Origin of the sequence: Streptomyces sp. NPDC050388, assembly GCF_040655635.1 — a bacterium.
Taxonomy (GTDB): domain Bacteria; phylum Actinomycetota; class Actinomycetes; order Streptomycetales; family Streptomycetaceae; genus Streptomyces.
Genome location: NZ_JBFAKH010000255.1, coordinates 1 through 1,741 on the forward strand (window position 1 = coordinate 1; position 1,741 = coordinate 1,741).

General features: G+C 68.0%; 2 protein-coding genes. Both read left to right on the top strand.

Features of this window, described 5'->3' with window-relative positions; translation table 11 throughout:
* A partial coding sequence (locus AB0I73_RS41180) for a hypothetical protein (RefSeq protein WP_363045497.1) occupies positions 1-213 on the top strand: 213 nt, incomplete at its 5' end.
* Between the two features lie 441 nt (positions 214-654).
* Positions 655-1,659 carry a tryptophan--tRNA ligase gene (gene trpS, locus AB0I73_RS41185; protein WP_363045498.1) on the top strand — a complete coding sequence of 335 codons (1,005 nt, stop codon included), beginning with the start codon at positions 655-657 and terminating at the stop codon, positions 1,657-1,659.
* Positions 1,660-1,741 lie beyond the last annotated feature (82 nt).

Sequence of the window (1,741 nt, forward strand, 5' to 3'; positions counted from 1 at the left end):
TCGCGGGCTTTCCTCCGGGCGCTTCCCTTCGGTCTTGCGTTTCCGACTCTATCAGATCTTTCCGATCCGATTTCCTCGGGCTTTCGCCTTCCGGGGCCGCGCTTTCCGCGTTTCCCTTTCCGGCGGCTCCGACTCTATCAGATCTTCTTTCTCGACCTGACCCCCAGTCAGCGGGGTTTGCCTTTCCGGCCGTTGGGCCGTTCCGACGAGTGAGACTCTAGCGGATTCCTGACTCCCGAGCTAATCGGGGGCCTGCGCCCTTTCGAACGCGGATTCCTCATTCCACGAATACACGCACCAATGGCATGACGGCAGACAGAAGACTGCCGTCGAGCAGTTGCAGTACTTGCGGGATGGCTGTCCGGGGACCGACCGGAGTCGGTGCTCACGTCGGACAACTCGGAGAACAGTACGGATCACGCCGGAGCATGTCAACTCGCGCTCCGATCCGCCCCCGCGGGCCGCCTCCAGGGCGTAGCCTGGCCCGCATGACCACGCGTACGTACAGCCAGTTCTGGTGGGCCGCCTGACAGCGGCCGTCCTACGTATGCACTCAACGGCCGCCGCTCAGGTGGCCGTTCTCGTCTCTCCGTCCAGGACTCGGAGGCGGCCGGCCGAGGTGGCGGCACGACCGGGAGACGGAGACGGGAAGAGATGACACGGGTCTTCAGCGGGATCAAACCGACCGGCCATCTGACGCTGGGGAACTACCTGGGGGCCATGCGGCGGTGGGCCGCGGTCGACCAGCACCGGGCGGACGCGGTGTTCTGCGTCGTCGATCTGCACGCGCTGACCGTGGACCACGATCCGGCACGGGTACGCAGACTGAGCCGGCAGGCGGCGACGCTGTTGCTGGCCACCGGGCTGGATCCGGAGTCGTGCACCGTGTTCGTGCAGAGCCATGTCGACGAACACGCCCGTCTGTCGTACCTGCTGGAATGCGTGGCGACCGACGGCGAGATGCGGCGGATGATCCAGTACAGGGAGAAGGCCGCGCGGGAGCAGCGGCGGGGTGGGAGCGTGCGGCTGTCGCTGCTGACGTATCCCGTGCTGATGGCGGCGGACATCCTGGCGTACGGGACGGACGAGGTACCCGTGGGTGACGACCAGAGGCCGCACGTGGAGCTGGCGCGGGATCTGGCCGTGCGGTTCAACCAGCGGTACGGGCACACCTTCGTCGTGCCCCGGGCCACGCATCCCGCGGTGGCGGCACGGGTGATGAATCTGCAGGACCCGATGTCGAAGATGGGGAAGAGCGACGACGTCGGGCCGGGGATCGTCTATCTGCTGGACGAGCCGGACGTGGTGCGGAAGAAGGTCGCGCGAGCGGTGACCGACAGCGGGCGCGACGTCGTGTACGACAGGGAGGCGCGACCGGGGGTGGCGAATCTGCTGGAGATCCTCGCGGCGTGCTCGGGTGGGGACCCGGAGGCGTTGGCCGGTGCGTACGAGTCGTACGGGGCCTTGAAGAAGGACACCGCGGAGGCCGTGGTCGAGGTGTTGAGGCCGGTGCAGGAGAAGCACGAGGAGTTGTGCGCGGATCCCGGTCATGTGGAGGGGGTGTTGCGGGACGGCGCGGAGCGGGCGAGGGGCATGGCTCGGCCGACCGTGGATGCCGCCCACCGGGCGATCGGCCTGCTCCCGGCGGTCGGGGTGTAGCGCGGGCCGGTGGACAGGACGTCCGTACGGCCGTTGCCCGTGGCCTCACCGCGGACGATCTCCCGGTCGTGCACCGTCACGG